A 24,671-nucleotide genomic window follows, 5' to 3' on the forward strand; every position below is an offset into this window, starting at 1 on the left:
CCCTCCGTTGCGCGGGAGGGGCAAATAGGGGCCGAAAATAAACGCCCGCAGGCGTTTAATTGTGGGGGTAGCTCTCGCTTTCAGCAAGCAATTTGCTGAAATTTATCAACGGTTAGGCCAGCTGGTTATAAACCCTGGCGATGCGGCCGCTGCCGCTGACGTTGACCGGGGATTCGAAAGCCCCGATAAAGCAGGATTCGCCCGGTTTGAGCGTCAGGCGTTGCCCGGATTTTTCCAGCGTCGCTTCGCCGGTGACGCAGAACACGATGGCGGCGCTTTGCTGCGCCAGCGCCTGCGGGGCGGTGGTCAAATCGTGCAGCGAGAAGGCGAAATCCTCCACCGGAATCGGGAAGAACAGCTCGTTGCCGCGCGGCTCCGGCTGGGTCAGCAGGCCGGAAGCCGGCTGCGGGCGGAACTGCAGATTGGCCAGCAGCTCGGGCACGTCGATGAATTTCGGCGTCAGGCCCGCGCGCAACACGTTGTCCGAGTTGGCCATCACCTCCAGCGCCACGCCTTTCAGGTAGGCGTGCGGCGTTTCGGCATACAGGAACATTGCTTCGCCCGGCGCGAGCTGCACCACGTTCAGCAGCAGCGGTGAGAACAGGCCGCTGTCGTCCGGATAGAAGCCGGCGATAAAGCGTACGGTGTCCCAGGGTTCCCCCTGCTGGTTGTTGAGCGCGGCTTTCAATACGCCGAGCGCCAGCGACTTTTGCTCGCCGCTCATCGTCAGCAGGCTGGCGAACAGGGTTGCGAGATGCGCGGTGTCCGGCTGTTGCAGGAAGGCGGCGATGTCGTGGTGTGCGCCGGCGATCGGTTGCAGCAGGGAAACGATATCGGCCAGTTCGCGAAAGCCGTTCATCGCCAGGAACGGCGTGAGGGCGAACACCAGCTCGGGCTTGTGGTTGGGATCTTTATAGTTGCGTTCGGCGGCGCTCAGGGGGATGCCGGCGGCATTCTCTTTCGCGAAGCCGATTTCGGCCGCCGCTTTGCTCGGGTGGACCTGGATCGACAGTGGCTGATCGGCGCAGAGTACTTTAAACAGGAACGGCAACTCGCCAAAGCGGCTGGCGACGTTGGTGCCCAGCTGTTTTGGCTGGTCTTCATCGATCAGATCGCGCAGCGAACGCAGCTCGCCGTCGGCGCCCGGCACGCGGGAAGGGCTCTTGGGATGGGCGCCCATCCACAGTTCGGCCATCGGCAGATTATCAGGGTTGGCGATGCCGTAAAGACGGGTCAGCGCATCGTGGCTGCCCCAGGCGTAATTCTGTACCGCGTTGGTCATTTTTTGCATGTCGATAAACGTCCTTAGCGTCATTGCCGTACCGGATGGCAATAACTTACTGATTTTATACGGTTAGTTAAATCTGTGCCGACAACCATCATACGCCCGCGTCGGCAGGAAAAATCATGGGCGCGATCAAAACAACGCCGAATAACGTCGCGCCCGGCAATGGGGCCAAAGTATAGCGTGATAACGATCGGCGCCTCAATTGGCGCGCAGGCCTCAAGGCGGCCCGGAAAACCCGCCGTTCGATTATTTTTTGAACCGGCGGGATTATTGCCGATAGTCCGCTCATCCTGCCGCATTATTTATTATTCAGCATGTAAAAATATGACTGCTGAATTTATTTTTTACCGTCTGAGCCATTCCCTTATTATTATTTTCGCGCTGCGCCGGGCGATCACACGCCGAGCTTAAACCTGCGCGTCAGACCCCTTTACCGTAACGGCTAACGAGTCGATTTAACAAAACCAGAGGTCTGTTGCATGAAAAAACTGTTGTTGCTGTTGGGGCTTTGCGCCGGCGCAGCCCAGGCGGCGGTGATTGTCACCTATCCCTACGCGGCGCCGCGCGCCGTGGCGATCGCGCCGGCGCCGATCGTCGTTGCACCCGCGCCGGTCGCGGTTCCCGCCGCGATCGTGCCCGTGGCGCACCCGTTGGCGCTCACCGCCGGCGCGGCGGCGACCGGGGCCTATCGGCATCATGAACGGCAGGACGCCTACGACGAGATCAATCATCTGCAGCAACAACGTATCGATGAGCTCAATCATTTACAGGCGCAGCGCATCAATAATTTTAATTCGCGTCATCCGCGTTAATGATTAGCCACACTTTTATTCTCCTGGCTCATTCCCGGCCGTTTATTTCGCCGCGGGTTAACCGATGGAAAATAACCGCGTCGTTAATGGGTAAAAAAGATGAAACGTGCTGTGAGATAACTCTCTTAATGCGAATAGTTATTATGTCACTATACTGGGAGTGCATGCCGACGGGGGGTAGCGCGTCGGCTCAACCCTACGATTTTAGGAATTATGCTAAGGAGATAATGATGGCAGGCGTTCGTATCGAAAAAGACTCTATGGGCCCCATCGAAGTACCGGCCGACAAGCTGTGGGGCGCGCAAACCCAGCGTTCGTTGGCGCATTTCCGCATTTCCTCCGAAAAGATGCCGACCGCGCTGATCCACGCGCTGGCGTTGACCAAGCGCGCCGCCGCGCAGGTGAACGTGGATCTGGGGCTGCTGCCGGCCGAACGGGGCGCCGCCATCATCAGCGCCGCCGACGAAGTGCTGGCGGACAGCCATGCCGACCAGTTCCCGCTGTCGATCTGGCAAACCGGCTCCGGCACCCAGACCAACATGAACATGAACGAAGTGTTGGCCAACCGCGCCAGCGAGCTGCTGGGCGGCGTGCGCGGTGAAGAGCGCAAGGTGCACCCGAACGACGATGTCAATAAAAGCCAGAGCTCCAACGACGTGTTTCCCACCGCGATGCACGTGGCGGCGGTGATTGCGCTGCGCGAACATCTGATCCCCGAGCTGAAAGTGCTGCACAAGACGCTGAGCGACAAGGCCGAAGCCTACCGCGACATCGTCAAAATCGGCCGCACCCATCTGCAGGACGCCACGCCGCTGACCCTGGGGCAGGAGATCTCCGGTTGGGCGGCGATGCTGGCGCACAATCTGAAACACATCGAGGACAGTATTCCGCACATCGCCGAGCTGGCGCTTGGCGGCACGGCGGTCGGCACCGGGCTGAACACCCATCCGGAGTACGCGGTGCGCGTCGCTAAAGCGCTGGCGGAATTGACCCATCAGCCGTTCGTCACCGCCCCGAACAAGTTCGAAGCGCTGGCGACCTGCGACGCGCTGGTGCAGGGGCATGGCGCGCTGAAAGGGCTGGCGGCCTCGCTGATGAAGATCGCCAACGACGTGCGCTGGCTGGCTTCCGGCCCGCGCTGCGGCATCGGCGAGATTTCGATCCCGGAGAACGAACCGGGCAGTTCCATCATGCCGGGCAAGGTCAACCCGACCCAGTGCGAGGCGATGACCATGCTGTGCGCCCAGGTGCTGGGCAACGACGTGGCGGTAAACATCGGCGGCGCTTCCGGCAACTTCGAGCTGAACGTGTTCCGCCCGATGGTGATCCACAACTACCTGCAGTCGATTCGCCTGCTGGCCGACGGCATGCAGGGTTTCAACGAGCACTGCGCGGTGGGCATCGAACCGAACCGCGATCGCATCACCCAGTTGCTGAACGAATCGCTGATGCTGGTGACGGCGCTCAACACCCACATCGGCTACGACAAGGCGGCGGAAATCGCCAAGAAAGCGCACAAGGAAGGGCTGACGCTGAAAGCCGCGGCGCTGAAGCTGGGCTACCTGTCCGAAGCGCAGTTCGACGAGTGGGTGCGGCCGGAAGCGATGGTCGGCAGCATGCAGAAATGATTGATCTGTGAGGCAACCGGGGGCTTACTGAGGTAAGCCCTTTTTTTGTGGAGAAATCAAGATGTCGCGCGCACAACGTTTACTCGATCTGATGCAGCTGCTGCGCAGCCGCCGTTATCCGGTGGCGGGCCATGCGCTGGCGCAGACGCTGGGCATCAGCATGCGCACGCTGTACCGCGATATCGCTACGCTGCAGCAGCAGGGGGCGGAGATCGCCGGCGAGGCGGGCGTCGGCTATGTGCTGCGCCCCGGCTTTATGCTGCCGCCGCTGATGTTCTCGCAGGCGGAGACAGAAGCGTTGGTGCTGGGCATGCGCTGGGTCAGCCGCCGCGGCGACAGCCAGCTGGCGAGCGCGGCGGGCCAGGCGCTGGCCAAGATCGCCGCCGTGCTGCCGCCGGCGCTGCGGGAGGAGCTGGAGGCTAACACGCTGTTGATCGCGCCGGTTCAGGCACCGCCGGTGGCGGATGAGCTGCGGGTGCTGATCCGTGACACCATCCGCCGCGAGCGCAAGCTGCATATCGGCTATCTCGATCTGGCGGGGCAGCGCAGCGAACGCCTGCTGTGGCCCTTTGCGCTGGGCTTTTTCGACCAGCTCCAGGTGCTGGTCGCCTGGTGCGAGCTGCGCCAGGCGTTTCGCCATTTTCGCCTCGATCGCATTCAGGCCGCCATGCCGTTGGAACAGCGCTATCCGCGCGGCCGGCGGCGGCTGCTGAAAGAGTGGCGCCTCAGCGAGGGCATTGCGGAGCAATAGCGGCACGCTGCTGCTATAAACTGTCAGCCGCGCGCTTTAGTCTGTGCCTATCGGGAACCGGCTGGTTCCCATCACCCAGAGGACAGACCGATGACTCTTCCCAGCATGACCCTGCTTTACGTCGATAACCCGCTGAACAGCGCCGCCTTTTATCAACGCTTACTGGGACAGGCGCCGGTGGAACTTTCTCCCGGCTTCGCCCTGTTCGTGCTCAACAACGGCTTTAAGCTGGGGATGTGGGCCAAACAGGGGGTAAAACCTGCGGCGACCCTGACCGGCGGCGGCGGTGAACTGGGCTTTTTGTGCCAGGATCCGCAAGAGGTCGAGGCGCGCTATAACCAGTGGCGCGAACTCGGGCTGCCGATTGAACAAACGCCGACCGAGATGGCGTTCGGTTACACCTTCGTGGCGCGGGATCCGGACGGCCATCGCCTGCGGGTGTATGCCCTCAGCGAGTAGCGTCGTCGGTATACAGGTGCAGGCGTGGCACCAGCAGCCGCAGCGGCCGGGCGTCGGGTTTGTAACGGTGTTTCACCGCGTCGACGTCGTAGTTGAGCAGCTCGCCAATCTTCGGCACCGCGGCGCCGTTTTCAACCTGACACAGGGCGATCAGCGGCAGCGGGCAGGGGTGTTGCACCTGTTTTTGCTGCTGCTGATACCACACCCGGGCGATCGGCTGCACTTTGACCGGCCGCTTGATTTTCAGCGTCGCGTGCTGCGGCAGGCGGCTGACGTCGTCTATCTCGCGGCTGACCAGGGCAGCCCACTGTTCACGGCTGTGCGGCGGCACCGCGCGGCCGGCTTTCAGGCTTTTCTCCAGCTGCGCCAGGATGTCGTCCCGCTTGACGTTTTTGATGATGTGCTTGTTGGCCCAGCCAAAGCGCACGGAGTCGGGATTGGTCAGGGCGGTGAGGGTGCGATAGGCGCTGAGGGTAATCAGCCCGTGCAGATGGGTGTGCACGAACTCGAAACGCTGCTCCGGCGCCAGGCCGGAATCGACGGTGATAATCTGTTCCAGCTCGCCCTTCAGGCGATTGATCAGCGCCAGCTGCGTTTGCAGCACCTGATACTCCGGCTGCTCCACCGCCAGACAGATGACGCCGGGCAGGCGAACGGCGGCCTTGCTGCTGACATTCTCCCGGTTATGGTGGATAAACAGCCGCTGATAGTGCTCCAGCGCCAGATCGCGCGCCGCTTGCCCCACATGCTGTTCGACCGCGATATGTGAGATGGCCTGATGTTCCTGGCCTTTTTCAACCTCCGGCAGGCTGAACACCCGCGCCGCCAGCAACCGCAGCGGGGCGATCTGCTGCTGCAGCGCGCCGAGCGCCTGCTCCAGTTCGGTAAAGCAAGCGTTCATCCGGCCTATCACATCGTATCTGCTCATCGCACCTTCCTGTTTTAGTTACAACATACTATAGAAGAGTAGCAGACTGGGGGCAACATAGGCTACCGGGGAAAAGGCGGCTTCACTGACCACCCGGCTTATCAGCGGAAAATACGCCATAAAGGTCTTTGGCGGCAGGGCACGCAAGACACTCTGTATACGTAGTGTTTTGATTCATTTATGGATTTTATCCTGTTCGTTTGTGTTTTGTTTAATCCATTTTCCGCTCGCCGTTGTCCAAACGCTGGAACAAACGGAATGGCAGGACGCGATGAGCCCTTGGGGTTATCTTTTCTTCTGTCATTAACGGGCGCTTTAAACGGAGGTTCACTGTGGATATTAAACAGAAAGTCAAAAACATGACGCTGGAAGAGAAAATCGGGCAAAAAATCATGCTGGATTTTCGCTACTGGGATCGGAGCGGTAGCAGCAATCAGGATATGACCGTTCCCGATGAAGCCATTGGCAAGCTGATCGCCGATAACCACGTGGGTGGGGTGATCCTGTTTGCCAATAATCTGAAAGACAAGCAGCAGATCAACACATTGACGGCCTGGTATGCCGCGATGAAAACCCACGCGGGCATTCGTTTGTTTATTGGCACCGATAACGAAGGCGGTAACGTTTTCCGGCTGCCGCGCGGCGACTATGCCTCATTTCCCGGCAATATGGCGCTCGCAGCGGCGATTGAGGGCGGTGCGGATAAACATCTCGCCGTTGAACAAGGCAAACTGATGGCCCAGGATATGCGCGCGTTGCATATCAATACCAACTTTGCCCCGGTCGTGGACGTCAACACCAACCCGTTCAATACGGTGATTAACGTTCGCGCCTTCAGCGATGATAAGAACACCGTTTCCCGTCTGGCAGAGAAAATGGTGGCGGGCATGAAACAGCAGGGGCTGATCACCGCTTACAAGCACTTCCCCGGCCATGGCAGCACCTCGACCGACTCGCATACCGGTTTGCCGCGCGTCGATCGCACGCGGGAAGAGGCTTTTGCCATCGATATCGCTCCTTACAAGCAGGCCATCGATCGCTGCGCGGCGCCGGACATGGTCATGACCGCCCATATTCAGTATCCGGCACTGGATAACCGCCAGATAGACACCCGCAGCGGTGAAAAAATCACGGTGCCGGCCACCATGTCGCATGAAATTCAGACCCAGATCCTGCGCAATGAATTGGGGTATGCCGGCGTAACGATTTCAGACGCGCTGGATATGGGCGCGATTGCCGAGCATTTCAGCCAGCAAGCGGCAGCTGAAAACGTCTTTGCCGCCGGGGTGGATATTGCCCTGATGCCTGTCAGCATCGCCTCGCCGGCCCAGGCGCGCTTGCTGCCGGAACTGATCCGTTACCTTGCGGACAGGGTGAAAACGGGGCATCTCAGCGAGGCTGATATCGATGCCTCGGTTGAGCGAATTTTGCGCCTGAAATTGCGCCATAACCTGATGGGCCATAGCGACAGGCCGTGTTTCAACGACGCTTCGTCCTCAGCGCACAAGCTGGAAAAACGCATCGCCGATCGCTCCATTACCGTGGTGATCAATCGCCACAGCCTGTTGCCGTTGAAGGGCAAAACGCTGCGCTACTTTATTTTGACCCCGTGGGGCGAGCAGGCCAACGGCATTGCGCGCGTGATGGCGCAGGAGGGGTATCAGAACGTCGTTGCCGCGAAGGCAACGGAGCTGAGCGACGCCCAGGTCAGAGAGCATATTGCCGGCTGCGACGTGTTCCTGCTCGGAACGCTGTCAACCCGCTTTACGCCTGCCGAGCAGGATGGGGTGGTGACTTCCGCAACCGGAGCGGGCAATGAAGGCAGTCCTTATCCGGGCTGGTTGAAATACGCTGCCGAGCAAGGGAAAAAACGCGTTCACCTCTCACTGCGCGCCCCTTACGATATCGTGAACTATGCCGCAGAGGTGGAGGCGGCCGTCGCCACCTACGCCTACTACGGTTATGACAGCGGCGTGTGGCGCGGCCCTTCGATGGTCTCTTTGGCGCAGGTGCTGACGGGTAAAATCAAACCGCAGGGCAAATTGCCGGTCAACACCTGGCATGACTACGATGCGGAAACCAATACGGGCAAGGTGGCGTTCCCTCGCGGGACTGGGCTGAGCTGGTGATGGGGTAAGGACACCGGCGTCGTCTGAAAAAGGCGACGCCGGCAGCTTGATAGCGGGCAGTTTCTTGCTCTGCACGTAACGACATGGGATAACCGTCACTCACGGAAGGAGAATCAGGATGCCGACAGGCGCAACAAAATTAGGCGGATGGCTGTTGATGGCCGCCATGCTGGGCGTGAGCGGATGCGCCAAGCCACCCGAACCGGAGAAGCCCCCGCGGCCGACACCGCCGATAACACCGATGCGGGGCATCTGGCTGGCCACGGTCATTGGCCTGGACTGGCCGCCGGCGGCCTCCCTGAAGGCGGAAACCGCGCAAGAGCGGGTTTGCCAGCAGAAACAGGGGCTGACGGACGCGCTGGACGAGATGGTGAAAACCGGGATTAACACGGTTTATTTTCAGGTTAAACCGGACGGCACGGCCCTGTGGCGCTCAAACATCTTGCCCTGGTCTGAGGTGTTGACCGGCACCGTTGGCCAGGATCCCGGCTATGATCCGCTGGCCTTTATGCTGCAAGAAGCGCACCGGCGCGGCATTAAGGCGCATGCCTGGCTGAACCCTTATCGGGTTTCCATGAATACCCGCCCACAGACGATTGAGGCACTCAATCATACGCTGCAGTCGCCGCCGGCCAGCGTCTATGCGCTGCATCCCGACTGGATACGCACCGCCAACGAGCGCTTCGTGCTCGACCCCGGTCTGCCCGACGTGCGCAACTGGATCACCGGCGTGGTGGCTGAAATCGTCAAAAACTACGATGTCGACGGCATTCAGTTTGACGATTATTTCTATTACGAAACGCCGCAATCGCCGCTGGATGATGAACGAACATATCGCGCATACGGCAAAGGATTTGCAGACAAAGCCGCCTGGCGCAGAGACAACACGCTGCAATTGATAAAACAGGTGTCAGCCGCCGTCAAAGCATTGAAGCCCGAGGTTGCGTTTGGCGTCAGCCCGGCGGGCGTATGGCGAAACAAAGCGGACGATCCTGACGGTTCGGCGACGCGGGCAGGCGCGCCATCGTATGATACGGCCTATGCCGATACGCGCCAGTGGGTAAAACTGGGGCTGCTCGATTATATCGCACCGCAGCTGTATTGGCCTTTTGATCGTGAAATTGTCCGCTACGACGTGCTGGCCAACTGGTGGGCCGAGGTGGTGAAAGGCACGTCGGTTCGGCTCTATGCCGGGGTGGCGCTGTATAAAGTGGGTACGCCTGCGGCTAGCGAGCCGGCCTGGGCCGTCGAGGGCGGCGTTCCCGAACTGAAAAGGCAGCTCGATCTCAACGAAAGCCTGCCGGGAATGGGGGGAACCATCCTGTTCCGGCAACGCTATCTGACTGAGCCGCAAACGGATAAGGCGGTGGCGTACCTGCGCACCCGCTGGAAAACCGGTCAATAATCACAGGCACTGGCATGACAAGCCGCGGCAAACCACCGCGGCTTTTTCTCTTCAAAGGCGCGCCGCTTCCGGCAGGCGTTTCAGGTAATGCACTACCAGCAGCGCCAGCAGCAGCATCAGGCTGATGAACGCCGCCACGCCATTCCAGCCGAAACTGTGCCAGAACACGCCGCCGAGGGTGCCGGCCACGCTCGAGCCGACGTAATAGCAGAACAGATACAGCGACGACGCCTGGCCTTTGGCGCGGCGCGCGCGGCGGCCGATCCAGCTGCTGGCCACCGAGTGGGCGGCGAAAAAGCCGGCGGTGAACAGCATCATGCCGATAAAGATCGCCGGCACCTGTGGCAGCGCGGTAATCAGAATCCCGATCAGCATAATTACGATCGAGGCCAGCAGCACCGGGCCGCGCCCGAAGCGCGAGGTGAGCGCGCCGGCCTTGGGCGAGCTGTAGGAGCCGGTGAGGTACACCACCGACAGCAGGCCGACGATCGCCTGGCTCAGGTGGTAAGGATCCGCCAGCAGGCGATAGCCGATGTAGTTGAACAGGGTGACGAAGCTGCCCATCAGCAGGAAACCTTCCGCGAACAGCAGCGGCAGGCCCTTATCGTGCCAATGCAGTTTGAAATTGATCAGCAGGGTGCGCGGGCGCAGCGAGCTGGCGCGAAAATGCCGCGAGGCGGGCAGGATGCGCCAGAACATGCAGGCGGCGGCGAGGGCGAACAGGCCGATAACTCCGAGCGACACGCGCCAGGAGAAGAAGTCGGTCAACACCCCGGTCACCAGGCGGCCGCTCATGCCGCCGATCGAGTTGCCGCTGATATACAGCCCCATCGAGAAGGCGACGAAGCTGGGATGGATCTCTTCGCTGAGATAGGTCATGCCGACCGCCGCCACGCCGCTCAGCGACAGGCCGATCAGCGCGCGCATCAGCAAAATGCCATGCCAGCTGGTCATAAAGGCGCAGATCAGCGTGCAGACCGCCGCCAGCAGCAACGCCACCACCATCACCGATTTGCGGCCGATGGCGTCGGACAGCGGCCCGGTGAACATCAGGCCGATCGCCAGCAGGCCGGTGGAGACCGAGAGCGACAGGCTGCTTTCCGCCGGCGAGACGCCGAAATCTTGCGACAGCACCGGCAGGATCGGCTGCACGCAGTAGAGCAGCGCGAAGGTCGCCAGCCCGGCGGAAAACAGCGCCAGCGTTACGCGCATAAACTGCGGCGTGCCGCGTTCGATGTAGGGGAGTTTGTTGTTGAGGGTGGAGCGTTTTATTTTTGGCGCAGCGGCCGCGTCATCGTTGGCGGCCAGCGTCGACGGCATCGCGGCCGCAGAACGCACAGGGGTTGTCACAGCGTTTCCTTACCGAACGTCGGGGGAGATAAACAGACACTTTGCAGATAACAAAATGATAGGGAGCGGCGATTTTTTTGTCTAATATATTAATAATTAAAATTAAGATGTTTTAAATATGAATATCGAATTGAGGCACCTGCGTTACTTTATCGCCGTGGCGGAAGAGCTGCATTTTGGCCGCGCCGCCGAACGGCTGCGCATCTCCCAGCCGCCGCTCAGCCAGCAAATCCAGGCGCTGGAGGAGATGGTCGGCGCGCGGCTGCTGGCGCGCAACAACCGCAACGTCAGTTTGACCCAGGCCGGGGAGATGTTCCTCAAAGAAGCCTATCAGGTGCTCGATCAGGTCGGGCGCGCGGCGGAAAAGGCGGCGCGTCTGGATCGCGGCGAACTGGGGGAAATGACCATCGGCTTTACCTCTTCCGCGCCCTTTATCGGCGTGGTGTCGCGCAGCCTGCGCGCCTTTCGTCAGCACTCGCCGCAGGTGCATATCAAAATGCGCGAAATCAACACCAAACAGCAGATCGAACCGCTGCTGAACGGTGAGCTGGATCTGGGGGTGATGCGCAACACGCGGCTGCCGGAAGCGCTTCACTATCAGCTGCTGCTGCGCGAACCGCTGGTGGCGGTGGTGCCGCAAGGGCATCCGCTGGCGGAAACGCCCGGCGGCGCGCTGCGGTTTCAACATCTGGCGCAGGAGCCGTTCGTGTTCTTCTCGCGTGAAGTCGGCACCGCGCTGTACGACGAAATTCTGCTGCTGCTCGGCAAGGCCGGCATAACTCCGTACATCACCCAGGAAGTAGGCGAAGCGATGACCATCATCGGGCTGGTCTCCGCCGGGTTGGGGGTGTCGATTCTGCCGGCCTCTTTCGCCCGGGTGCGGGTGGACGGCGTGCGCTATCTGCCGCTGGCGGAACCCGACGCCACCACCGAAGTGTGGCTGGTGCATCACCGCCGGCGGCCGCTGACCGCTGCGGCGCAGGCGCTGATGGCGTTGATGCTCAAATGACGCCGAAACCGGGTAAATAAAACTCGATTCACGCTGAAATTGCGAGGAATTTGTGCAGCAAATCACATAACGAATCAAATAGTTGACGCTGTATGACAAAAGCCCCACCATAACCCCTAGTCTTTATTTAGAAGCGCGAAAAATAGTAGGAGCAGGTTTGTGATTGCGGTTGGGCAGCCTGGGCATATCGATCAAATCAAACAGACTAATGCGGGGGCGGTTTATCGGCTAATCGATCAACTGGGCCCGATTTCGCGCATCGAACTGTCAAAACGCGCGCAGCTGGCGCCCGCCAGCATCACCAAGATCGTGCGCGAACTGCTGGAAGCCCACCTGGTCAAGGAAACCGAGTACCAGGAAATCGGCAGCCGGGGCCGCCCGGCGGTGGGCCTGGTGCTGGACACCGAAGCCTGGCATTACCTGTCCGCCCGCATCAGCCGCGGCAGCATCACGCTGGCGCTGCGCGATCTCAGCAGCAAACTGGTGGTGGAGGAGCTGCTGCCGCTGGCGGCCGAACACCCCGAACCGCTGTTGAAACGCATCCTGACCGAAGTCGACCAATTCTTTATCCGCCACCAAAGCAAGCTGGAGCGGCTGACGGCGATCGCCATCACGCTGCCGGGCATGATCGACGTGCAGTCCGGCGTGGTGCACCGCATGCCGTTTTACGACGTGCTGGAGATGCCGCTCGGCCCGGCGCTGGAAACCCGCACCGGCCTGCCGGTTTACCTGCAGCACGACATCAGCGCCTGGACCATGGCCGAGGCGCTGTACGGCGCCTCGCGCGGCAGCCAGAACGTCATTCAGGTGGTGATCGACCACAACGTCGGCGCCGGGGTGATCACCGGCGGCCATGTGCTGCACGCCGGCAGCCACAGCGTGGTGGAGATCGGCCACACCCAGGTCGATCCTTACGGCAAACGCTGCTATTGCGGCAACCACGGCTGTCTCGAAACCGTGGCCAGCATCGAAAACATGCTGGAGATCGCCCAGCAGCGGCTGAGCGGCTCGATGAGCTCCAGCCTGCACGGCGCGCCGCTGACCGTCGAATCGCTGTGCGACGCCGCGCTGGCGGGGGATCAGCTGGCGCGGGACATCATTCTCGGCGTCGGCCACAGCGTGGGGCGCATTCTGGCAATCATGGTCAACCTGTTCAATCCGGAGAAGATCCTGGTGGGCTCGCCGCTCAACCGCGCGGCGGAGATCTTGCATCCGGCCATCGCCTCCTGCATTCGTCAGCAGGCGCTGCCGGCCTACAGCGAGCAGGTCAAGGTCGAATCCACGCAGTTCTTCAATCAGGGCACCATGCCCGGCGCGGCGCTGGTGAAAGAGGCGCTGTACAACGGTTCATTGCTGGTGCAGCTGCTGCAGGGCTAACATCAGAACTTCTTATTAATCCCGCAAAAGATTGAGCTACCTCAAGCCCCTATGAGGGCGCATCCCCTAGAATTTTTCCGCAAGACTTCTTCGCCGCCGGTGCGGCGACACATTGTTAACGGGGCATTCTGGGGCATTTTATTCATGTTGAAGCGTTTATTTGTGACAGGCACGGATACCGACGTCGGTAAAACCGTGGTTTCCCGCGGGTTGATGCAGGCGCTGGCCGCCGATGGCCGTTCGGTGGCCGGCTACAAGCCGATCGCCGCGCGCTGCCAGGAAACCAGTGAGGGCATCCGCAATAAAGACGCTTTGGTGTTGCAGGCCACCTCAACCCTGCCGCTGTCCTACGAGGAGATCAATCCCATCACCTGCCTGGATGAGGTGTTTCACGCGCATGCAACCGAGGACATCAACTATGGCGTGATGAGCAGCGGTCTGCGCGATCTGTCCGCCAAAGCCGACACGGTGGTGGTGGAAGGCAGCGGCGGTTGGCGGGTGCTGATGAACGATCTGCGGCCTTACGCCGAGTGGGTGGTGCAGGAACAGCTGCCGGTGGTGCTGGTGGTGGGCATCAAACTGGGCTGCGTCAGCCACGCGCTGCTGACCGCGCAGTCGATCATCAACGACGGTCTGCCGCTGCTGGGCTGGGTGGCCAACCGCATCAACCCGGGGTTGGCGCACTATGCCGAAACCATCACGGCGCTGCAGCAGCGCATTCCCGCGCCGCTGCTGGGTGAAATTCCGTATCTGCCGCGCGCGGAGCAGCGCGAACTGGCGCACTACCTCGATATTTCCACGCTGCTGTAAGTCCGTTCAGGCGCAGAGCGTCGCCAACAGCCGGGCGGCGATCAGCAGGCCCAGCCCATACACCGTGTGGGTGAGCAGGCTGAGGAGCCGCGCTTTTCGCGGGTAGGCGGTTTTCGCCGCCGCCACGCCAAAGCCCAGCGCGGGCTGCATCACCAGAAACGGCGCCGCCAGGCTCAGCCAGCCGCTCAACAGCGCGATGAGCGGCTCCGGCGCCGCATACCACTCGCTGCCCGCCAACCCGAGCGGGATAAAGGCAAACGCGATGCCGATGGCGTAATGCAATATCCAGCCGATTTCTCTCTCCCCCCGGCGCGGCGGCGCCGTAACGATGGTGGCGTGAAACCAGCGGCCGTCGAACATGCCGAGAAACCAACGGCCCACCAGCGCATAATCGAGAGAAGGGATGTCGAAGCGCCGCTTCAGCAGCAGCGCCCACAGATCCATACAGAGGGTGGCGCCGGCGCCGGTTAACAGGATGCGCACTAGCAGATCGGGGGTCATAGGGTGTCCTTGGCTCAGTGACGTGATAATGTGCGCACAGTGTGCAACTTAAAGTCGGCTTCAAGTCAATGGCAAAAGAACTGGATATCGGCGCGGTGGCGCGCCTGAGCGGAGTCGCGCCTTCCGCGCTGCGGCATTACGAGAAGAAAGGGCTGATCGCGTCGACGGGCCGCCACGGTTTGCGCCGCCAATACGCCGCCGGCGTGCTTGACCAACTGCGGCTGATCGCGCTGGCGCGCCTGGCCGGTTTTACGCTGGACGAGATGAGCGCCTTGTTTGACGAACGGGGCAAGATAGCGCTCGATCGCGGGCTGCTGGCGGCGCGGGCGGATGAACTGGATCGCCATATCCAACGCCTGATGCAGGTGCGCGACGGGCTGCGCCACATGGTCGATTGCCCTGAACCCGAGCACCTGCAGTGCCCGCAGTTCAGGAAAATCCTGCAGCAGGGCGAGTTCTAAGCCTCGCGTTTGGGCGGCGGCGCCGAGTGATACACCGACACCGGCCGCAGGCCGCGCGACACGGTGGTGGCGATCACGCACGAGAGCAGAATGCCGGGCAGCAGCGCGTATTCGCCGGTCATTTCAAACACCATCAGCGCCGCCATGATTGGCGCATGGGTGGTGGCGGCCAGCAGGGTGGCCATGCCGGTCAGCGCCAGCAGCAGCGGCACCGCCGCATCCATGCCCGGCCACAGGCCAAACAGCTGACCGATGATCGAACCGAGCGCGGCGCCGACGAACAGCGTCGGGGTGAAGACCCCGCCCGGCGCGCCCGACCCGCTGCTGGCGAGGATCGCCAACAGTTTGCACACCAGGATCGCCCCCAGCAGCAATACCCCCGGCGGCGCGATCAGCAGCGCCTGTACCACGCTGTAACCGTTGCCCCACACCTGCGGGAACAGCAGCGAAAGCAGCCCGACGATCAGGCCGCCCAGCGCCAGCTGCAACGGCGGCTTCAACCGCAGCGAGCGGAAGGCATGGCCGGTGGCGGTCATCAGCCATAAAAACAGCGGCCCACCGGCGCCGGCCACCACGCCGACCAGCGCCATCAGCAGGTATTGCGTCGGCAAGGGGGCGGCGAGCGGCGTCACCAGATAGAGCGGCGCCTGGCCGCCGTTGAGCAGGTTGGTCATCAGCAGGGCGCTGACCGCGGCGATCACCACCGGGCCGAGCGAGGCCAGCATCAGGGTGCCGAACAGGATCTCGGCGATAAACAGGCTGCCCGCCAGCGGCGCATGATAGGCGCTGGCCATCCCGGCGGCGGCGGCGCAGGCCACCCACAGTTTCCACTCTTTCTCGTGCGTAAAGCGCTGGGCGAACAACGAGCCCACCAGCGCCGCCAGCAGGATCATCGCGCCTTCGCGGCCGATGGCGCTGCCGCTCGACACCACCAGCAGCGACGCCAGGCACTTCACCAGGCTGGCGCCGGTGTCCAGCTTGCCGTTGCCGGTCTCGATCGCTTCCATATAGTCGGTGGGCGCCGCCGGGCGCTGGTGGCGGTAGCGCTGATGCATATACAGCAGCAGGCCCGCCGCCAGCCCGCCCAGCGCCGGCGTGAGGGCGCGCCGCCAGCCGGGCAGCGCGGCGGCGGCGGCCACCAGGCTGCCGTCGGCATTGCCGAGCAGCAGCCACTCGAGGCCAATCATCGAACGGTGGAACAGCCACACCGCCAGAGCGGCGGCGACGCCGATGAACACGGCGATAAACAGGCTGCGCAACAGGGCGCGATAGTGGTGCAGATGGACCAATCTTTTCATGCGTGGGCAGCGTCGTGAGAAAAATCAAAGGGTCATCAGCGCATTGTGCTTGGCGCTCCGGCCGATGACCAGTGAATCTTTAGCAAACTGCGGCGTGGGCGGGGCGGCGAGCGCCCCGGCGTGGGTTATTGCGGCGTCAGCACCCGGCGCGTGCGGCCGGAGCTGAGGTAGTCGGCGATATAATCCTGCGAGATTTCGCCGCTGTAGCGGCCGTCTTCATCGACTATCGGCATCCAGGAGGTGTTGTGCTCGTACAGCTTCGACAGCACCACGCGCAGGTTCTCCTCCGCACGGGCGGTGACGCGGAAATGGTGCAGGCTGTCGGCGCAGACGCCCGGCGCGCCGCGTGCCTCGCGGCGCTTGACGTATCCCAGCGGCTTGCCGTCGGCGTCCACCACCGTCACCGAGCGGGCGTCGATATCGTCCATCAGCCCGAACGCTTCCACTAGCGGCGTCTCCCGCCGCACCGTCACCGTTTCCTGTTGATCGGCCACGTCGCCGGCCTGCACCAGCAGCAGGCGCTTCAGCGTGCGATCCTGGCCGACAAAGGAAGCGACGAAGTCGTTGGCCGGTCGCGCCAGCAGCTCATCGGCGCTGGCGTTTTGCACGATTTTGCCCTGGCGGAACACCGCGATGCGATCGCCGAGCTTCAGCGCTTCGTCGATGTCGTGGCTCACCAGCATCACGGTCTTTTTCAGCTGGCGCTGCATGTCGAGAAACTCGTTCTGGATGGTTTCGCGGTTGATCGGATCCACTGCGCCGAAGGGTTCATCCATCAGCAGCACCGGTGGATCGGCCGCCAGCGCGCGGATCACGCCGATGCGCTGCTGCTGCCCGCCGGACATCTCTTTCGGGTAGCGGTGCAAAAAACGCTTGGGATCCAGCGCCACCATGCTCATCAGCTCCTCGGCGCGATCGTGGCAGCGTTTTTTGTCCCAGCCCAGCATGCGCGGCACCACGGTGATGTTCTCCTCGATGGTCATGTTGGGAAACAGGCCGATCTGCTGGATGACGTAGCCGATTTTGCGGCGCAGGCTGACGGTATCCAGCGCGCTGGTGTCTTCGCCGTTGACCAGAATGGTGCCGCCGGTGGGTTCGATCAGGCGGTTGATCATCTTCAGCGTGGTGGTTTTGCCGCAGCCGGAAGGGCCGAGCAGCACGCAGATTTCGCCTTCCGGCACGTCCAGATTGATGTTGTCGACGGCGTTGAACGGCGTGCCGTTCTTTTGCATGAACTGTTTGGTCAGATTTTCCAATTTAATCATGAGCGGATCCCCTTGGGCGTTAGCGCAATTTGCAAGCGGTGCAATAACCAATCGAGGACGATCGCCAGCAGGCTGATCATCACGGCGCCGGTAATCAACTGGCGAATGTCGCTGCTGCTGATGCCGTTGAGCAGCAGCAGGCCGAGGCCGCCGGCGCCGATCACCGCAGCGATCGCCATCACGCCGATATTCATCACCACGGCGGTGCGGATGCCGCCGAAGATCACCGGCAGCGCCACCGGGATCTCCACCCAGCGCAGGCGTTGCCAGAACGTCATGCCGATGCCGCGGCCGGCTTCGCGCAGCCCGCCGGGCAGGTTGTCGAGCGCGGTGTGGGTGTTGCGCACGATTGGCAGCAGCGAGTAAAGGAACACCGCGGTGATCGCCGGCACGTAGCCGATGCCGTGGCCGATTAAGGAAAACAGCGGGATCATCAGCCCGAACAGGGCGATGGAGGGCACGGTAAGCACCAGCGTGGCTAGGCTCAGCACCGGCGTCGCCAGCCATTTGTGGCGGACGATCAGCACGCCGAGCGGCACGCCGATCAGGATCGCCAGGCCGACGGCGACGCCGACCAGCAGCAGATGTTCCAGCGTCAATCCGGCGATATAGGCCCAGTTTTGCCAGGCGTAAAGTATGGTATTCATCACATGCCTCCCTAAATCAGGCCGCGCTGCTTGAGGAACGCGTCGGCGACCTGTTGCGGCGTCTGGTAGTCGATATCCACCCTGGCGTTAAGCTCGGTGATCACCTGATTGTTGAACTGTTTCGACAGCGTGTTCAGCGCCTCTTCCAGCCCCGGCGTGTTTTGCAACACGTCGGCGCGCACCACCGGCGTGACCGCATAGCTCGGGAAGTAACCCTTGTCGTCTTCGAGCACCTGCAGATCGAAGCCTTTCACCCGGCCGTCGGTGGTGTACACCAGCCCGGCGTCGACGAAACCGTCGCGGATGGCGTTGTAGACCAGGCCGGGATCCATCTGGCGGATTTGCGGACGATCGAGCGGCATGTCGTACAGCGCCTGCATCGGCTTCAGGCCGTCCGAGCGGCCGGCAAACTCCAGATCCAGCCCCAGCAGCCAGTTGTGTTTCGGGTCGGTTTTACGCACTTGTTCCACTTTGGCCACCAGCTGCGACATGGTGCGAATCTGCTCTTTTTCCGCGCGCTGGCGCTGCATGGCGAAGGCGTAGGTGTTGTTCATGTCCGCCGGCTGCAGCCACACCAGGCCGAGTTTGGCGTCGAGCTTTTTCACCGTGTCGTAAGTTTCCTGCGGCGTCATGCGCTTATTGATGTGGTTAAAGATGATCAGCGAGGTGCCGGTGTATTCCCAGGTCATGTCGATCTGTTTGTTGATCATGGCGTTGCGGGTGATCACCGTGGCCAGATTGGTCTTGGGTTCGACCTGAAAACCTTTGGCCCGCAGGTATTGCACGGTGATCGCCGACAGAATGCGCTGTTCGGTGAAGTTCTTGCTCGCCAGCGTCAGCGGGGCGCCCCAGGCGGCCGCGCCGGTCATCAGCAAGGAGAACAGCAGCGCGTGGCGGAGGCGTTGTAACCATCGAGTCATCGCGTTTCTCCCATCAGGATGCGGTGTGCGGGCTGAGCCGGCGGCCGAGACCGGCCAGCGCCAGATCGAGCAGCAGGGCGATCAGCGCGGTGGCGGCGGCGCCGAGGATCAGCGTCGGGAAGTCGTTCAGGTAGATGCCGGGGAAGATCAGTTCGCCGTAGCTGCTGGCGCCGATCAAAAACGCCAGCGGCGCGGTGCCGACGTTGATCGCCATCGCGATGCGTACCCCGGCGAAGATCACCGGCAGGGCGTTGGGCAGTTCGACCTGGCGCAGCCGCTGCCCGGCGGTCATGCCAATACCGTTGGCGGCCTCGACCAGCGCCGGCGGCACCGAACGCAGGCCGGCATAGGTATTGCGCACGATGGGCAGCAGCGAGGCGAGGAACAGCGCCACCACCGCCGGCCGGTCGCCGATGCCGATGATCACCATCGCCAGCGCCAGCACCGCCAGCGGCGGCAGGGTGTTGCCGACGTTAAAGATCTGCATCACGTGCTCCGCCCAGCGGCGGGCGAAAGGGCGGCTCAGCAGGATGCCGCTGGGAATACCGACCAGCAGCGACAGCAGCATGGAGCACGCCACCAGGAACATGTGCTGCTGGCCGAGGTAAATCAAATCTTCCCGGCGCGACTTGAGGGTTTCCCAGCCGATGCCGTAAACCAGCAGCGCGACGACGGCGATAAACAGCAGGCTCCCGAGGAGCAGGCGCCGGTATGGCGCTGACTTGTGCATGATGTTGCGTCCTCCGTTGCGCGGAGCGGCCGATAGGCGGCGCATTCCGCTCTGATTGTTACCCACTGCCCGGCGGGCGTGGCGGTACAAAACGGGCGTTTCGCATGAGGTTAGCGAGATTGAGCGAAGGGTGCGTTCGGCACAGCGTGCTGAACGTAGGCTCAATACGTGAGTTAATCAGCATAAGATACTGATATTTAAACCCGAGAAAGCACGAAGCCCAAAGGCGCCGGCTAGGGAAGGTATAGCACCCTGACGTTGAGCGTGCCAAGTTTTATGAACAAAATCAGCTGATTGAGTTTGCCCAGATTGGCGCCGCAGACCGCGTCAGCGCTGGGATGCGTGGAAAGTAAAAAAAATCCGCAGCAAAAAGTTACGCCGTAACAATCAGTCCAAATGGTGCGATTCGCCGCCGGCAAAGGCAGGATGTGAGGGCGGATAGACTCGGCGCAGACGCTTGCTGATATACTCAGGGAAAATAAAAACGCCAGGAAGCCTGCATAACGCCATGACAAATAACGTTTCACCCGCACCCATCGCCCACCGCCCGCTGATCCTGATCGCCTGCATGCTGGCGATGTTCATGTCGGCGATCGAAGCCACCATCGTCGCCACCGCCATGCCGACCATCATCGGCGATCTCGGCGGCTTTTCGCTGCTGGGCTGGGTGTTCGCGGTCTATTTGCTGGCGCAGGCGATCACCATTCCCATCTACGGCCGGCTGGCGGATCTCTACGGCCGCAAGCGGGTGTTCTTCTTCGGCGCCACGCTGTTCCTGCTGGGATCGGTGCTGTGCGGCTTCGCCCCCGACATGTATTGGCTGATCGGCTTCCGTCTGCTGCAGGGGCTGGGCGCCGGCGCCATCATGCCGATCGCCTCCACCATCATCGGCGACATCTACAGCGCCACCGAGCGGCCGAAGGTGATGGGCTACCTGTCGAGCGTGTGGGGCGTGTCGGCGATCATCGGCCCGCTGCTGGGGGCGTTTATCGTGCAGCACCTGCCGTGGGCGCTGGTGTTCTGGGTCAACCTGCCGATCGGCCTGCTGGCGATGTTCTTCCTCTGGCGCTATCTGCCTGCGCATCAGCAGCTGCGGCGGCACGCGCTGGATCTGGCGGGCACCGCCTGGCTGACGCTGTTTGTTTCGGCGCTGCTGCTCGCGCTGTTGCAGATGGAAAGCCTGGGATGGTGGGTGGCGCCGTTGCTCGCGCTGGCGGCGGCGTCGCTGGCGCTGCTTGTCCGCCAGGAGCGGCGCGCGGTCGAACCGCTGTTCCCGCTGGCGCTGTGGCAAAGCCGGGTGATCGTCGCCGGCAACATCGGCGGGCTGGTGATCGGCGCGGCGATGATGGGCATCAGCGCCTTCCTGCCTACTTTCATTCAGGGCGTAATGGGCGGCTCGCCGCTGGAGGCGGGCACCACGCTGGCGCTGATGTCGATCGGTTGGCCGCTGGCCAGCACGCTGAGCGGCCGTTTGATGCTGATGACCTCGTACCGCGCGACGGCGTTGCTGGGTGCGCTGCTGTTGGTGGCGGGCGGCCTGATCCTGCTGATGCTGCAGCCGACCGGCGGCCTGCTGTGGGGGCGGGTGGCGGCGTTTATGGTCGGCGCCGGCATGGGGTTGTGCAACACCACGTTTTTAGTGTCGGTGCAGAATGCGGCGCATTACAGCATTCGCGGCATCGCCACCGCCTGTACGGTGTTTACCCGCATGGTGGGGTCGGCCATCGGCACCGCGATTTTGGGTGCCACGCTGAACCTCAACCTGCAGTGGCGTTTGCCGGAGATTGACGATCCGGTGCAGCGGCTGATGGAGCCGGCGGTGCGGCAGAGCATGGGAAGCGAAGCGCTGGCGCAGCTGATCCAGCAGGTGGCGGCTTCGCTGCATTGGGTGTTTCTGGTGTCGGCGTTGGTGTCGTTGCTGGCGTTGGCGGCGGCGATGCTGATCCCGGCGCGTTGTCGACCGCAGGGCGAAGGGGAAGAGGCGGAGCAGGCGTAAGGGAAAAGTAAAGGGCGCGGCTGTGAATGAACTGCGCCCTGGATAGCCGATGCGGCTTACTGCGTGTTGGAGGTATCCTGGCTGCTGCCGGTCTGCGCCGCGTCACCGCGATCGTCGCCATTGTTCAGGCGGGTATAGACGATCTTCTGGGTGTCGTTTTCGCAGTGGCCGACCACTTGGCCGCCCGCTTGATCGGCCTGATCGTTAGGCACGATCTCCAGTTTGAAGCCGGACTCCGGAACGCCGTTATTGATGATTTTCTGCGAAATGTCCGCTTTCACGCTTTCGCAGGAGGCCAGGGCCGCCAACGGCGCGCCGGCCAGCAAGACAGCGGTTAATATCAGCGTTTTCTTCATCACGTCATCCTTTTAGACAATGGACTTCCTGTAACAGGATAGCAGTAATGGCGGCCGGGTTTCACGCTTGCCCGCCCGCCGCAGGCGGATTAAGGATTAATCCGACGCCCGGTCTGACGATCCAGACATTTACGGGTGTCCGGCTCCCAGTACGCGTTGACGTTGTTGCTGTCGTTGCAGCGATCTTCGTCATCCGCCGCGCGATCGGCCTTGTCGAACTCTTTCTCGACGCGAGTGTTAACCTTGTGGCGCAGGGATTTGGTATCATTCCACTGCTCTTTGCTCTGGCGTGCTTCTTCGGTGCTCATCGCGCCGCTGCCTTTGCCATCGACGGTGACGCAGGTGCTGCCCTGCGTGCAGGTGGCGGCCAGCGCCGGCGCCTGCCAGGCGCCCATAACGGCCAGCATGGCGACCGGCAGCATCCCGCGCAGCAGTCGTTGGGTCGAAAATGTTTTCATCGTTTCATCCTTATGAGTGAGCGCGCCTGATGATGGCGACACTGGCGTTACTTCGCCCGCAGGCGTGGTGACAAATATACCACCGCGCTTCTGAAATTCACCAGCCAAGCGCCGATTCGTTTACTTTATCGAGAGAAAACTGCGACCGATGTTAAAAACCACGCTGTTGTTTTTCGCCACCGCCCTGGCTGAAATTATCGGCTGTTTCTTGCCTTATCTCTGGCTCAAAAAGCAGGGCAGCGCCTGGCTATTGCTGCCGGCGGCAGTGAGCCTGATGCTGTTTGTCTGGCTGTTGACGCTGCATCCGGCGGCCAGCGGGCGGGTCTATGCGGCCTACGGCGGCGTGTATGTGGCGACGGCGCTGCTGTGGCTGCGGGTGGTGGACGGGGTGAAGCTGTCTGCGCTGGACTGGGTGGGCGCGGGGGTGGCGCTGGCGGGCATGTTGATCATCGTTTCCGGCTGGCGCGCAGCCTGAGCAAACACGGCGGGAGTCGCCTCCCGCCGCCGGAGATCAGGCGCCGCGGTGGATGTTCAGCCCGGCGAAGGACTGGCTGACCGGCATCATTTCCAGCGTGTTGATGTTGACGCGCGCCGGCAACGTCGCGACCCAGAACACCGACTCGGCGATGTCTTCCGGCGTCAGCGCATCGGCGCCTTCGTAGGTTTTGTTGACCTTGCCGTCATCGCCCTTGAAGCGCACGTTGGAGAATTCGGTGCCGCCCACCAGGCCCGGCTCGATATCGGTCACGCGGATGCGCGTGCCGTGCAGATCGGCGCGCAGCCCCAGGCTGAACTGTTTGACGAACGCCTTGGTGGCGCCGTACACGTTGCCGCCGGCGTAAGGCCAGTTGGCGGCGGTGGAGCCGATGTTGATCACATGGCCGACGTTGCGCTCGACCATGGCCGGCAGCAGCGCGCGCGTCATGTTCACCAGCCCCTTGGCGTTGGTGTCGATCATGGTTTCCCAGTCATCGGCGTTGGCCTTGTGCGCCGGCTCCAGCCCCAGCGCCAGGCCGGCGTTGTTCACCAGCACGTCGATCTGGCGCAGCTCGGCCGGCAGTGCTTCGATCGCCTGTTGAATGGCAGCGCGGTTGCGCACGTCGAGCCGCACGATGTGCAGCGCTTGCCCTAATTCGTCCTGCAGCTCTTCGAGACGCTCAAGGCGGCGCCCGGCGGCGATCACCTGATGGCCTTCACGGATAAAACGGCGTGCGATTGCCTCGCCGAAACCGGAGGTGGCGCCGGTAACAAAAATAATCATGTTGCTGTTCCTCAACTGTTTTTACCCTACATGCCTCTATCATTAGCACAAACCCGCTGGCAGTGGCAGCGGTTATCGTGGCGCAGAGAAAAAAAGGCCGCACCGGGCCGGCGGCCCGATGCTGATTAGCGCTGAGGCGGCAGGTGGTAGACCACGGCGTCATACTTGATGTTTTCACGCTTGCCGGCCAGCACGCCGCCCAGCGACTCGGCGAGGCGGCGGCTGGCGGTATTTTGCTCGGCCACCGGGTAGATAAGGTGCTGAGGCTGAAAGCGCTCGCTGACCCAGTGCGCGATGCCCTGCACGATTTCGCGCCCGTAGCCCTGGCCGTGCAGGCTCTCTTTCACCCAGATGCCCAGCTCCGGGGTGCGGCTGCGCAGGTTGTGCGCGCCGCCGACGCCGACAAACTGCCGGTCTTCGCGCCGACGGGCGACGAAGATCACTTCTTCGCCTTCGCGCATCAGCGGCAGCCAACCTTGCCAGACGTTGGCGAAATCTTCCGGCGACGCCTCCGGCTCAAAGGCCATAAAGCGCGTCAGAGTGGGGGTGATCGCCTGGTAAACATCGTCGGCGTCTGCTGCGGTAAAGGGGGCAATCAACAAACGGTCGGTGTCCACGCGGCACTGAGAAAGGTCATTATGATTCATCTTATTTTCCCTCGCTTTTCAGGCCAGAACGGCAAAAAATCCGCGCCCATAAATCAGGGCGGATCGTCGATATTACGCGCATTGGCGGCAGAAGCGACTTATTTTTCGCCGCTTGGGCAAGATGGAAAGATCGGGATTGGTGACAATGTCACGTTGTGAATGAAGCGGCGAGCGCGCTGAGGTGC

At 62.1% G+C, this 24,671-nt stretch carries 26 protein-coding genes; 13 read left to right on the forward strand and 13 right to left on the reverse strand.

The window, feature by feature from the left end:
- Positions 1-112: 112 nt before the first annotated feature.
- On the reverse strand, positions 113-1,291 hold the full coding sequence (gene manA, locus SSARUM_RS10940) for a mannose-6-phosphate isomerase (RefSeq protein ID WP_043147411.1): 1,179 nt from the start codon (positions 1,289-1,291) through the stop codon (positions 113-115).
- A gap of 476 nt (positions 1,292-1,767) precedes the next feature.
- Between manA and SSARUM_RS10945 the strand changes: the two genes are divergently transcribed.
- The 4 genes from SSARUM_RS10945 to SSARUM_RS10960 all read left to right on the forward strand — a co-directional run bounded on the left by SSARUM_RS10945 (position 1,768) and on the right by SSARUM_RS10960 (position 4,938).
- Positions 1,768-2,100: a hypothetical protein gene (locus tag SSARUM_RS10945; RefSeq protein WP_043147412.1), complete on the forward strand. Its 333-nt coding sequence runs from the start codon at positions 1,768-1,770 to the stop codon at positions 2,098-2,100.
- 230 nt (positions 2,101-2,330) lie between these two features.
- On the forward strand, positions 2,331-3,728 hold the full coding sequence (gene fumC / locus SSARUM_RS10950; RefSeq protein ID WP_033654744.1) for a class II fumarate hydratase: 1,398 nt from the start codon (positions 2,331-2,333) through the stop codon (positions 3,726-3,728).
- Positions 3,729-3,789: 61 nt separating this feature from the next.
- Positions 3,790-4,479 carry a helix-turn-helix transcriptional regulator gene (locus SSARUM_RS10955; RefSeq protein WP_049212098.1) on the forward strand — a complete coding sequence of 230 codons (690 nt, stop codon included), beginning with the start codon at positions 3,790-3,792 and terminating at the stop codon, positions 4,477-4,479.
- A 90-nt stretch (positions 4,480-4,569) separates the two neighbouring features.
- Entirely contained in the window at positions 4,570-4,938 is a 369-nt protein-coding gene (locus tag SSARUM_RS10960) for a VOC family protein (RefSeq protein ID WP_033638436.1), read from the forward strand.
- Here the strand turns inward: SSARUM_RS10960 and tus are convergent.
- The gene (gene tus / locus SSARUM_RS10965) at positions 4,928-5,866 is read right to left on the reverse strand and encodes a DNA replication terminus site-binding protein (protein ID WP_033654741.1); all 939 of its coding nucleotides are present in this window, start codon (positions 5,864-5,866) and stop codon (positions 4,928-4,930) included. The genes SSARUM_RS10960 and tus overlap by 11 nt on opposite strands.
- 332 nt (positions 5,867-6,198) lie before the next feature.
- Between tus and SSARUM_RS10970 the strand changes: the two genes are divergently transcribed.
- Together SSARUM_RS10970 and SSARUM_RS10975 are read left to right on the forward strand one after the other, a co-directional pair.
- Positions 6,199-7,995, forward strand: a complete 1,797-nt coding sequence (locus SSARUM_RS10970) for a glycoside hydrolase family 3 protein (protein WP_140926554.1) — start codon at positions 6,199-6,201, stop codon at positions 7,993-7,995.
- 118 nt (positions 7,996-8,113) lie between these two features.
- On the forward strand, positions 8,114-9,400 hold the full coding sequence (locus SSARUM_RS10975; protein WP_060429991.1) for a glycoside hydrolase family 10 protein: 1,287 nt from the start codon (positions 8,114-8,116) through the stop codon (positions 9,398-9,400).
- A gap of 51 nt (positions 9,401-9,451) precedes the next feature.
- Here SSARUM_RS10975 and SSARUM_RS10980 read toward each other — a convergent pair whose 3' ends face one another.
- Positions 9,452-10,720 (reverse strand): MFS transporter, encoded by a 1,269-nt coding sequence (locus tag SSARUM_RS10980; RefSeq protein ID WP_176692236.1) that lies wholly within the window; start codon positions 10,718-10,720, stop codon positions 9,452-9,454.
- Positions 10,721-10,868: 148 nt separating this feature from the next.
- Between SSARUM_RS10980 and SSARUM_RS10985 the strand changes: the two genes are divergently transcribed.
- From SSARUM_RS10985 to bioD, 3 genes are all read left to right on the forward strand, one after another.
- Positions 10,869-11,759 carry a LysR substrate-binding domain-containing protein gene (locus SSARUM_RS10985; RefSeq protein ID WP_033638441.1) on the forward strand — a complete coding sequence of 297 codons (891 nt, stop codon included), beginning with the start codon at positions 10,869-10,871 and terminating at the stop codon, positions 11,757-11,759.
- 159 nt (positions 11,760-11,918) lie between these two features.
- Positions 11,919-13,136 carry a sugar metabolism global transcriptional regulator Mlc gene (mlc, locus tag SSARUM_RS10990; RefSeq protein WP_033648222.1) on the forward strand — a complete coding sequence of 406 codons (1,218 nt, stop codon included), beginning with the start codon at positions 11,919-11,921 and terminating at the stop codon, positions 13,134-13,136.
- Positions 13,137-13,280: 144 nt separating this feature from the next.
- Complete coding sequence (gene bioD / locus SSARUM_RS10995) at positions 13,281-13,946, forward strand: dethiobiotin synthase (RefSeq protein WP_033648223.1); 666 nt, start codon at positions 13,281-13,283, stop codon at positions 13,944-13,946.
- Positions 13,947-13,952: 6 nt separating this feature from the next.
- Here the strand turns inward: bioD and SSARUM_RS11000 are convergent, their stop codons facing one another.
- Positions 13,953-14,447 carry a DUF2938 family protein gene (locus SSARUM_RS11000; RefSeq protein WP_039566303.1) on the reverse strand — a complete coding sequence of 165 codons (495 nt, stop codon included), beginning with the start codon at positions 14,445-14,447 and terminating at the stop codon, positions 13,953-13,955.
- A 68-nt stretch (positions 14,448-14,515) separates the two neighbouring features.
- On the opposite strand from SSARUM_RS11000, the gene SSARUM_RS11005 reads away from it, so the two are divergent.
- Positions 14,516-14,908: a helix-turn-helix domain-containing protein gene (locus SSARUM_RS11005; protein WP_033648225.1), complete on the forward strand. Its 393-nt coding sequence runs from the start codon at positions 14,516-14,518 to the stop codon at positions 14,906-14,908.
- Here the strand turns inward: SSARUM_RS11005 and clcB are convergent.
- From clcB to SSARUM_RS11030, 5 genes are all read right to left on the reverse strand, one after another.
- Positions 14,905-16,206: a voltage-gated ClC-type chloride channel ClcB gene (gene clcB, locus SSARUM_RS11010; protein WP_033648226.1), complete on the reverse strand. Its 1,302-nt coding sequence runs from the start codon at positions 16,204-16,206 to the stop codon at positions 14,905-14,907. The genes SSARUM_RS11005 and clcB overlap by 4 nt on opposite strands.
- 125 nt (positions 16,207-16,331) lie before the next feature.
- Positions 16,332-17,471, reverse strand: a complete 1,140-nt coding sequence (osmV, locus tag SSARUM_RS11015) for an osmoprotectant ABC transporter ATP-binding protein OsmV (protein WP_033638454.1) — start codon at positions 17,469-17,471, stop codon at positions 16,332-16,334.
- On the reverse strand, positions 17,468-18,118 hold the full coding sequence (gene osmW / locus SSARUM_RS11020; protein ID WP_033638455.1) for an osmoprotectant ABC transporter permease OsmW: 651 nt from the start codon (positions 18,116-18,118) through the stop codon (positions 17,468-17,470). The genes osmV and osmW overlap by 4 nt, the downstream gene beginning before the upstream one ends.
- Positions 18,119-18,129: 11 nt before the next feature.
- Complete coding sequence (locus SSARUM_RS11025; RefSeq protein ID WP_060437664.1) at positions 18,130-18,987, reverse strand: glycine betaine ABC transporter substrate-binding protein; 858 nt, start codon at positions 18,985-18,987, stop codon at positions 18,130-18,132.
- A 64-nt stretch (positions 18,988-19,051) separates the two neighbouring features.
- Positions 19,052-19,768 carry an ABC transporter permease gene (locus tag SSARUM_RS11030; protein ID WP_033638459.1) on the reverse strand — a complete coding sequence of 239 codons (717 nt, stop codon included), beginning with the start codon at positions 19,766-19,768 and terminating at the stop codon, positions 19,052-19,054.
- 508 nt (positions 19,769-20,276) lie between these two features.
- Between SSARUM_RS11030 and SSARUM_RS11035 the strand changes: the two genes are divergently transcribed.
- Positions 20,277-21,764 carry an MDR family MFS transporter gene (locus SSARUM_RS11035; RefSeq protein ID WP_060429997.1) on the forward strand — a complete coding sequence of 496 codons (1,488 nt, stop codon included), beginning with the start codon at positions 20,277-20,279 and terminating at the stop codon, positions 21,762-21,764.
- A gap of 56 nt (positions 21,765-21,820) precedes the next feature.
- On the opposite strand, the gene SSARUM_RS11040 is transcribed toward SSARUM_RS11035, so the two are convergent.
- Complete coding sequence (locus SSARUM_RS11040) at positions 21,821-22,120, reverse strand: DUF1161 domain-containing protein (protein WP_033648229.1); 300 nt, start codon at positions 22,118-22,120, stop codon at positions 21,821-21,823.
- An 89-nt stretch (positions 22,121-22,209) separates the two neighbouring features.
- Positions 22,210-22,578: a DUF1283 family protein gene (locus tag SSARUM_RS11045; protein ID WP_004938560.1), complete on the reverse strand. Its 369-nt coding sequence runs from the start codon at positions 22,576-22,578 to the stop codon at positions 22,210-22,212.
- A gap of 148 nt (positions 22,579-22,726) precedes the next feature.
- Between SSARUM_RS11045 and SSARUM_RS11050 the strand changes: the two genes are divergently transcribed.
- Complete coding sequence (locus SSARUM_RS11050) at positions 22,727-23,053, forward strand: YnfA family protein (RefSeq protein WP_033648230.1); 327 nt, start codon at positions 22,727-22,729, stop codon at positions 23,051-23,053.
- 36 nt (positions 23,054-23,089) lie between these two features.
- Here the strand turns inward: SSARUM_RS11050 and ydfG are convergent, their stop codons facing one another.
- Positions 23,090-23,839 (reverse strand): bifunctional NADP-dependent 3-hydroxy acid dehydrogenase/3-hydroxypropionate dehydrogenase YdfG, encoded by a 750-nt coding sequence (gene ydfG / locus SSARUM_RS11055; protein ID WP_025302722.1) that lies wholly within the window; start codon positions 23,837-23,839, stop codon positions 23,090-23,092.
- Between the two features lie 125 nt (positions 23,840-23,964).
- The gene (locus tag SSARUM_RS11060; RefSeq protein ID WP_049212079.1) at positions 23,965-24,486 is read right to left on the reverse strand and encodes a GNAT family N-acetyltransferase; all 522 of its coding nucleotides are present in this window, start codon (positions 24,484-24,486) and stop codon (positions 23,965-23,967) included.
- Between SSARUM_RS11060 and SSARUM_RS11065 the strand changes: the two genes are divergently transcribed.
- Positions 24,478-24,645, forward strand: coding sequence for a hypothetical protein (locus SSARUM_RS11065; protein WP_154609291.1), 168 nt, complete (start codon positions 24,478-24,480; stop codon positions 24,643-24,645). The two genes, SSARUM_RS11060 and SSARUM_RS11065, sit on opposite strands and share 9 nt — an antisense overlap.
- Positions 24,646-24,671 lie beyond the last annotated feature (26 nt).

The sequence above is a fragment of the Serratia sarumanii genome, assembly GCF_029962605.1.
In the GTDB taxonomy this organism is placed as follows: Bacteria; Pseudomonadota; Gammaproteobacteria; order Enterobacterales; family Enterobacteriaceae; genus Serratia; species Serratia sarumanii.

Bases quoted from the DNA above. Each gene is read 5' to 3' on its own strand.
- tus (WP_033654741.1), bottom strand. From the start codon at position 5,866: ATGAGCAGATACGATGTGATAGGCCGGATGAACGCTTGCTTTACCGAA.
- SSARUM_RS11035 (WP_060429997.1), top strand. From the start codon at position 20,277: ATGACAAATAACGTTTCACCCGCACCCATCGCCCACCGCCCGCTGATC.
- SSARUM_RS11005 (WP_033648225.1), top strand. From the start codon at position 14,516: ATGGCAAAAGAACTGGATATCGGCGCGGTGGCGCGCCTGAGCGGAGTC.
- SSARUM_RS11000 (WP_039566303.1), bottom strand. From the start codon at position 14,447: ATGACCCCCGATCTGCTAGTGCGCATCCTGTTAACCGGCGCCGGCGCC.
- SSARUM_RS10960 (WP_033638436.1), top strand. From the start codon at position 4,570: ATGACTCTTCCCAGCATGACCCTGCTTTACGTCGATAACCCGCTGAAC.
- SSARUM_RS10945 (WP_043147412.1), top strand. From the start codon at position 1,768: ATGAAAAAACTGTTGTTGCTGTTGGGGCTTTGCGCCGGCGCAGCCCAG.
- fumC (WP_033654744.1), top strand. From the start codon at position 2,331: ATGGCAGGCGTTCGTATCGAAAAAGACTCTATGGGCCCCATCGAAGTA.
- SSARUM_RS11065 (WP_154609291.1), top strand. From the start codon at position 24,478: ATGATTCATCTTATTTTCCCTCGCTTTTCAGGCCAGAACGGCAAAAAA.
- SSARUM_RS10975 (WP_060429991.1), top strand. From the start codon at position 8,114: ATGCCGACAGGCGCAACAAAATTAGGCGGATGGCTGTTGATGGCCGCC.
- SSARUM_RS11045 (WP_004938560.1), bottom strand. From the start codon at position 22,578: ATGAAAACATTTTCGACCCAACGACTGCTGCGCGGGATGCTGCCGGTC.
- osmV (WP_033638454.1), bottom strand. From the start codon at position 17,471: ATGATTAAATTGGAAAATCTGACCAAACAGTTCATGCAAAAGAACGGC.
- SSARUM_RS11060 (WP_049212079.1), bottom strand. From the start codon at position 24,486: ATGAATCATAATGACCTTTCTCAGTGCCGCGTGGACACCGACCGTTTG.
- manA (WP_043147411.1), bottom strand. From the start codon at position 1,291: ATGCAAAAAATGACCAACGCGGTACAGAATTACGCCTGGGGCAGCCAC.
- ydfG (WP_025302722.1), bottom strand. From the start codon at position 23,839: ATGATTATTTTTGTTACCGGCGCCACCTCCGGTTTCGGCGAGGCAATC.
- SSARUM_RS10955 (WP_049212098.1), top strand. From the start codon at position 3,790: ATGTCGCGCGCACAACGTTTACTCGATCTGATGCAGCTGCTGCGCAGC.
- SSARUM_RS11030 (WP_033638459.1), bottom strand. From the start codon at position 19,768: ATGCACAAGTCAGCGCCATACCGGCGCCTGCTCCTCGGGAGCCTGCTG.
- clcB (WP_033648226.1), bottom strand. From the start codon at position 16,206: ATGAAAAGATTGGTCCATCTGCACCACTATCGCGCCCTGTTGCGCAGC.
- SSARUM_RS11025 (WP_060437664.1), bottom strand. From the start codon at position 18,987: ATGACCGGCGCGGCCGCCTGGGGCGCCCCGCTGACGCTGGCGAGCAAG.
- SSARUM_RS10985 (WP_033638441.1), top strand. From the start codon at position 10,869: ATGAATATCGAATTGAGGCACCTGCGTTACTTTATCGCCGTGGCGGAA.
- osmW (WP_033638455.1), bottom strand. From the start codon at position 18,118: ATGAATACCATACTTTACGCCTGGCAAAACTGGGCCTATATCGCCGGA.
- SSARUM_RS11040 (WP_033648229.1), bottom strand. From the start codon at position 22,120: ATGAAGAAAACGCTGATATTAACCGCTGTCTTGCTGGCCGGCGCGCCG.
- bioD (WP_033648223.1), top strand. From the start codon at position 13,281: ATGTTGAAGCGTTTATTTGTGACAGGCACGGATACCGACGTCGGTAAA.
- SSARUM_RS11050 (WP_033648230.1), top strand. From the start codon at position 22,727: ATGTTAAAAACCACGCTGTTGTTTTTCGCCACCGCCCTGGCTGAAATT.
- SSARUM_RS10980 (WP_176692236.1), bottom strand. From the start codon at position 10,720: ATGCCGTCGACGCTGGCCGCCAACGATGACGCGGCCGCTGCGCCAAAA.